This is a genomic window from Neobacillus drentensis (genome assembly GCF_036965425.1).
In the GTDB taxonomy this organism is placed as follows: domain Bacteria; phylum Bacillota; class Bacilli; order Bacillales; family Cytobacillaceae; genus Neobacillus; species Neobacillus drentensis_F.
The window spans coordinates 1-5,783 of the sequence record NZ_JBALPP010000205.1 but is presented as its reverse complement, the minus strand read 5'-3'; the positions used below and the strand labels follow the sequence as shown (position 1 = coordinate 5,783).

Here is a 5,783-nt window from a genome sequence, read left to right as displayed (position 1 = left end):
CAGTTTTAGTCACCAGTTATCCCTATTCCTCCTTGTAGTTCCATAGCTTCGCTTGTTATACGAGATCAAATGTCCCAACCAGCCTCAAACATCATTCCACAAGTAGGGGGCGAACAGTTCAGTTGACGAGATCAATCTCCCACGCACCCGTACGTTCTACCCTGACTACTGAAATAATAGGTCCTATATAAAAAAGGTCAACCAGTAAAAACTGGTTAACCCCATAATACGATCGCACCCGTTACTTTAAGTGTAATCCTTCATAAACTCCATTTTTTTCAAGCCAACTATACACCAATCTCACCAGTAATCCAACCTTCAATAAAATGTTTTAGTGAAGCTGCTATCCAGGTTCGACTATCATCCTCGTGATTCCAAACATAAATATCGTTTTTTCAATGGTCCCCGTTTTTTAATATTGCATAACAAAATAAATCGCCATTACCTGCGTCTGAAAAAAAGAAAAGATTCTCAAATGGCATATAAATATCTCTATAATCTTCAAAATTTCTATAAAATAGATTGCCCTTAATAATTTGGGAAGTCGACCAAATCAAAGGACAATTCCAGTTGTCGAACACACCATTTACTTAGACAGCAAGGAATATGAGAATACAGCATCGAATAAGAAAAATATGTTGGTGAAATCATGCCTGTTTTCTGTGACCGACACGAATGACAAACTTCGGCTTTCTGCTTATAATTGTTAATAGATTAGCAATCCAAATCCCTCATGAACAAAGGAGAACTAAAAATGAGAAAACTCGTTCTATTTCTGCACGCATCGCTTGACGGTTTTGTAGAAGGTCCGAAAGGTGAAATGGACATTGGCTGGGTTTCCTACGATGCTGACTTTGAGAAACACTCGAAAGATATTCTGAGTACTGCCGACACTGTCATATGGGGACGTGGGACTTATCAGATGATGCACAGTTACTGGACATCTGTGCCATCGGACCCTTCAGCTTCGCAGCATGAACGGAATCATGCCGAGTGGATCGAAAAGACAGCGAAAATCGTTTTTTCCACGACGCTGGAGAAAGTCGAATGGAACAATTCCAGACTGGTGAAAGAAGATGTCGAGGAAGAGTTCAAGAACCTCAAACAGCAGCCAGGCAAGGATATGGTCATCCTCGGCAGTCCTAGGTTAGCACACTACCTTATGCAGCTTGATTTAATAGATGAGTATAAAATTACAGTTTCTCCCGTCCTGATCGGCAGCGGGTTGCCGTTATTCCAAGGTCTCAAGGAGAAGGTCAATCTTAAACTTATTGAAAACAAGACATTTGATTCTGGAGCCATAGCCCTCGTTTACCAGACGGTTAGATGACCTTGTCTCCTAAAGCAGATTAAGACGGATACGATAGCTCAATAAGCCGCCTCTTCAACAAGGCGGTTTTCTTATCGTAAAGATCAACATCAGGATTTAACATAGCCTTTTTTAAATAAATTTGTCTTTATATTGAACTATTCTGCTTCGTTAGCGAAATAAGAAAAAGGATCGCCGCAGCCATCCCAATCTTTAACTCTTGCATCCGTTAGTTCGATTAGTCATTCTTTATTCTTTATTCTTTATCTCCTTTAACAATTCAACTATCATTTGGTTTGTTTTATTTAATTTCCTCAACTGAACTTCTATTGAAAAAATCGTTATAATTACACCTATTCCAATAATTATCTCCAAATTAATTTCCTCTCCCACTGTATTAACGGATGTAAATAGATTCTCTTTTCTTCTTAAACTATCCTGCCCCGTTAGCACAAAAAGAAAAAGCTACCTGTCTGGCAGCTGGACCTTCAACTCTTGCACCCGTTTGTTTAAGTGTATTATTTCACAATATAACTCTAACCAATTTAAAGCCTTATTTGGGCACAGTTGGACATGCAGTAGCGATTGATAAAGAAGTAACACAGTTCATGCATATTCATCCCATGTATGTCACGGGGAAAGGACCAGAAGTTATATTCATGACTTACTTCCCGACAAAGGGCGTTTACAAAGTTTGGGGACAATTTAACGTCAATGGGCATATATTGACCATACCTTTTGTTATTAATGTAGAATAGGATAAAATCTATTCGATTTTGAATTTGAACTTAAAAAAATGACCTATTCAACTGTTGAATAGGTCATTTTATGCTTTATTATTTCTTTTTACGGAATGCAAGCACAAGAGCAATTAATGATAATAGAACTGAAACCACTGATAAAATTAGTGGAAGAGAATTAGATTTATCAGTTGCAGTTGTTTTTACATCAGCTGTTTTTGCTTCTTCCTTTTTAGTTTCTTCCGTTTTAGCAGTATCATCATGATGATCATCTGTTGCTGCTCCCGCAACAATATCTGTGATTGAGTGAGGTGTGTCTGCACCTTCGTCTTTAGTCCATTCTACTACACTGCCATCTTTATAGTATTGAAAAGCATCCCACGCAGCTTTTGTGGCATTCTCTGGATTTTCACCAACAAAAGTAAATGATTGGAATTGTCCAGGTAAAATCCCTTCACCTGTTGCTTCAAATGTAAATGATTTTACGATTCCGTTTGCATCTTTTTCATCAGAATACTTCCATCCAGGAACTGGCTGATATGACTTAATTTCTACACCAGCAGGCGCTTTTATCGTAATCTTTGTTGTAGCAACTTCCTTTTCAACCGGAACTTTAACGGTATACGTTTCCCAAGCACCTGTTGTGGACGTTTTCGGTATGACTGTAACATGGGCACTTGCCACTGTTGATAATAAGAACAAACTTAAAAGTGTCGGCAAAAACACTTTAGAAATCTTTTTCATTGTACGTTTCATTAATACATTTCCCCCTCATTTGGTATTTTACTTAATACCTATGTAAGCGACCAGTTAAATTGAAATTCAATCGCTTTCATACAAAAGAATAATATACTAATAAAACATAAACAATATACAAATGTGAAAAATGTGTGAAGTTTTAACAACAAATCACATTTATTAACACATTAATATTAGTATGCAGTTACTTTTTTCAATATCATAAAAAATACCTATTAATATTGAAATCAAATATTGCCATACAATAAAAAACTGCCAATTTTATGGCAGTACGTTCTTCAACTAATCTCCATCCCTAAGCACAACAGGAAAAAAGAATCGCCGCAGCGGTTCCCTTCATTAACTCTTGCACCCGTCACATTAAGTACATTTCTCCACAAACTTACTTTTTCTCACATAAAAAGGACAAAGCGCTTCAACGATACCCCTGTGTGGAATAAGTAAAAATATTGTTACTAAATACTCTTAATTGTCAGGTTATTTGTTGGAAGAGCTAAATTTATATCTTACACTGGTGTCGTAATGGTCCATACAAAAGGATCATTCATTTCATTCCAATTTTGTGTGATCTCCTCATCGGTCAACAAACATTTGTCTAAAGAGGCTTTTACAAGATTTTTATCCATGTCGATTCCAATGAGGACAAGTTCATTTTTCCGATCTCCATACTTTTCATCCCAATCATCTCTTAATTCAGGATTTTCTTCAAAATACTGAGCTTGCTGTTCAGAAGGTAAAGAAGCTATCCAGTAAGAAACAGGCTCCAATTGTATCGATGGACCAGCTTGCGAGAATAATAAAGCTAAGTCATTTCTAGTTGCACACCATACAATTCCCTTTGCCCTCACAATGACTTCAGGCATTTCCTCTACCCATCGATTAAATCTTTCAGAATGAAATGGAACCGAACTTCTATAAACAAAGGAGCTTATCCCATACTCTTCCGTTTCAGGGTTATGCTCAGGTGCGGCTAATTCTTTTAACCATCCTGCCGACTGGCTTGCTGTTTCAAAATTAAATAAACCTGTATTCAATACCTCTTTAAGTGGAAGTTTTCCGTTTACGGTACGGTGGAATTTTGCTTCAGGCTGGAGCTTTCTTAAAAATACCTCCAGTTGTCTTAATTGCTCCTCTTCTAGTAAATCACATTTATTTAGGACTAACACATCACAAAACTCAATTTGGTCTATTAATAAGTCCGCAACAGATCGATCGTCAGCTTCACCTAATGCCTGATTTCTTTCTAATAGAAGGTCGCCAGACGCAAAATCGTGCCAAAACCTATTTGCATCTACCACCGTGACCATGGTATCTAGCCGACAATACTTGGTCAGGTCAATCCCCAATTCTTCATCAATATAAGAAAATGTTTGAGCAACTGGGACTGGCTCGCTAATACCAGTTGATTCAATCACAATGTAATCAATGTTTCCTTTTTGGACGAGCCGTTCCACTTCCTTTAAAAGATCTTCTCTTAAAGTACAACAAATACATCCATTCGTTAGTTCTACCAGTTTTTCCTCCGTCCTATTAAGCCCGCCTCCTTGTTTAACCAATTCGGCATCTACATTAATTTCGCTCATGTCATTGACGATAACCGCAACTCTTAATCCCTCACGGTTTTGAAGAATATAATTTAATAATGTTGTCTTACCTGCACCTAAATAGCCACTTAAAACGGTTACTGGAATTTTACTTTCTTTCATTTTATCCTTCCTTTCCTTTTTTTCAAATCAAAATCATTACGATTTAAACATTATACTTATCCATGAATCATTGGAACATTGTTAATGTCCGCAGATTTAACCATCAACTCTGCAAAATATCTACTTCGTTTCTCTATGTATTGTATAACGCTTCAATCTAGGAGAATATTTTCTTAATTCAAGCCTTTCAGGATTATTTCTTTTGTTCTTAATAGTGATGTAATTTCGATCCCCTGTTTCTGTACATTGCAAAGTTATTTTTACTCTCATATACTTTCCTCCTTTCAATAAATCGAAATCATTACGATTTGAATTTTACATTAGCTCTTTATATTTTGTCAATCTCGATATGTAAATTATGTTATTTGAAGCATTGTCACTTTAAAAAATTGACACTTTTAGTTTGAAATCCAACAAAACGCTGCCCTTTTAGATCAAAAAGAAAAAGCACTAAAAAGGTAGCGTGAACTAATTAATCTAAAATCGATAATTTCAATGCATCCAGATTTTTTTTCATAACACCAAAATAGTCTAATCCTTGTTGTTGCTCTTCTTTCGTTAATCCTTCTAAGGGATTGAATACTTCCGTTTTAGCACCTATTTCTTTAGCTAACGTTTCCGCCACTTTTGAAGATGTCATCTCCTCAAAATAAATAACTTTGATATTTTTCTTCTTTGTCAGCTCTGTTAATTCAGTTAATTTTCCTAATGTTGGTTCAACATCGGGTGACAATCCTGCGATAGGAATTTGTGTCAGTCCATATTGTTTTGCCAAGTATCCAAATGCAGCATGTTGTGTAACAAATTCTTTCCTCTTAGCTTTATCGATAGTCTCCTTATATAAGTGATCCAAATCTGCTAACTCAGAATTTAAAGCCGTTGCATTTTTTTGAAATTGGTCTTTATTACTAGGATCTGCCTGTTCCAAAGCCTTAGCAATTGTGTTAACTTCTTGCTGAGCTAACACAGGAGAAAGCCAGACATGTGGATCTTTAGAAGCAGTATGCTCCTCCCCTTCCTCGGATTCCAGTGCATCCATCAATTTAATCCCACTGGAAGCTTCAACAACCTTTAATTTAGAATCATTAATACTTTTCAATACCTTTTCAGTCCAAAGTTCAAAGTATTGGCTATTGTAAATAAAAACATCTGCGTCTTGAATTTTTGCCATATCCTTAGCTGTCGGTTCCCAATCATGTGGTTCTACACCATTTGGTATTAAAAGTTCCACGTTTGCTGAGTCGCCTGCCACCTTTTTTGCAAAATAGT

At 36.5% G+C, this 5,783-nt stretch carries 5 protein-coding genes and 1 pseudogene; 1 reads left to right on the top strand and 5 read right to left on the bottom strand.

The window, feature by feature from the left end:
- Nucleotides 1-287: 287 nt before the first annotated feature.
- Nucleotides 288-581 (bottom strand): annotated as a pseudogene (locus V7161_RS30045) (SMI1/KNR4 family protein).
- A gap of 173 nt (nucleotides 582-754) precedes the next feature.
- Here V7161_RS30045 and V7161_RS30040 point away from each other — a divergent pair.
- Complete coding sequence (locus tag V7161_RS30040; protein WP_335716423.1) at nucleotides 755-1,330, top strand: dihydrofolate reductase family protein; 576 nt, start codon at nucleotides 755-757, stop codon at nucleotides 1,328-1,330.
- Nucleotides 1,331-2,145: 815 nt separating this feature from the next.
- Here V7161_RS30040 and V7161_RS30035 read toward each other — a convergent pair.
- The 4 genes from V7161_RS30035 to V7161_RS30020 form a co-directional block, all read right to left on the bottom strand.
- On the bottom strand, nucleotides 2,146-2,805 hold the full coding sequence (locus V7161_RS30035; protein ID WP_335716422.1) for a YcnI family protein: 660 nt from the start codon (nucleotides 2,803-2,805) through the stop codon (nucleotides 2,146-2,148).
- A gap of 509 nt (nucleotides 2,806-3,314) precedes the next feature.
- Nucleotides 3,315-4,514 carry a GTP-binding protein gene (locus V7161_RS30030; protein WP_335716421.1) on the bottom strand — a complete coding sequence of 400 codons (1,200 nt, stop codon included), beginning with the start codon at nucleotides 4,512-4,514 and terminating at the stop codon, nucleotides 3,315-3,317.
- A 120-nt stretch (nucleotides 4,515-4,634) separates the two neighbouring features.
- A complete protein-coding gene (gene rpmG, locus V7161_RS30025; protein ID WP_335716420.1) occupies nucleotides 4,635-4,784 on the bottom strand; it encodes a 50S ribosomal protein L33 in 150 nt (49 codons plus the stop codon).
- Between the two features lie 202 nt (nucleotides 4,785-4,986).
- Nucleotides 4,987-5,783 (bottom strand): metal ABC transporter substrate-binding protein (locus V7161_RS30020; RefSeq protein WP_335716419.1); only part of this gene is annotated, 797 nt, incomplete at its 5' end.

What these genes read in the sequence shown, in the direction of transcription:
- V7161_RS30030 (WP_335716421.1), bottom strand. Translation starts at nt 4,514, where the DNA reads ATGAAAGAAAGTAAAATTCCAGTAACCGTTTTAAGTGGCTATTTAGGT.
- V7161_RS30035 (WP_335716422.1), bottom strand. Translation starts at nt 2,805, where the DNA reads ATGAAACGTACAATGAAAAAGATTTCTAAAGTGTTTTTGCCGACACTT.
- rpmG (WP_335716420.1), bottom strand. Translation starts at nt 4,784, where the DNA reads ATGAGAGTAAAAATAACTTTGCAATGTACAGAAACAGGGGATCGAAAT.
- V7161_RS30040 (WP_335716423.1), top strand. Translation starts at nt 755, where the DNA reads ATGAGAAAACTCGTTCTATTTCTGCACGCATCGCTTGACGGTTTTGTA.